Source organism: Sporosarcina sp. BP05, assembly GCF_014282005.1.
GTDB lineage: Bacteria > Bacillota > Bacilli > Bacillales_A > Planococcaceae > Sporosarcina.
In genome coordinates this window covers 1-449 of record NZ_JACFTD010000092.1, presented here as the reverse complement: position 1 = coordinate 449, position 449 = coordinate 1, and the positions used below count along the sequence as shown (strand labels likewise).

At 40.8% G+C, this 449-nt stretch carries 2 protein-coding genes; both read right to left on the bottom strand.

Annotated features, from left to right (window positions below; translation table 11 throughout):
* Positions 1–254, bottom strand: a 254-nt coding sequence (locus H2672_RS20100) for a transposase (RefSeq protein ID WP_222439472.1), incomplete at its 3' end; no start/stop codon positions are given.
* Positions 255–291: 37 nt separating this feature from the next.
* Positions 292–438, bottom strand: coding sequence for an IS66 family insertion sequence element accessory protein TnpB (gene tnpB / locus H2672_RS20095; protein ID WP_186674015.1), 147 nt, complete (start codon positions 436–438; stop codon positions 292–294).
* Positions 439–449 lie beyond the last annotated feature (11 nt).

Below are 449 nucleotides of genomic sequence, written 5' to 3'. Positions count from 1 at the left end.
GTAATCGTTTCAAGCGTTGGTTCCTCTACCTTTTCATCCGCTGTGATTTCAGCTTCATTAAAAAGAGAAAGTGCGATTTGATCTGGATTGGTTTTTTCACTAGAAGCGCCAAATTTCCGTTGTTGGCTAAGGCGAAATTGTTCTTCTAACCATTTGAGTTTAGCCTGTAGCGCTTCATTTTGTTTTTCCAGCTCCGTATTTTTCGCTGCGAGTTCTTCAATTGTGGGTGAGGTGGCCGCTACTAATTTTTCCATATAAAAAGAATTCGACACGGCTCGTCGAATTCCTTTTTTAAATTATAATTTTTGCAGAAACTTTTGCATGCGCTTGTTTTTGTTCATGTGGTAAGCCATCGAGTAGCCAGTGTAATTGTCGATGGCTAATTGCTAGCGGCTGTGTTGTTTGTCCATCGGGCCACTGAAATAGACCTTTTTCCAACCTTCGATAGT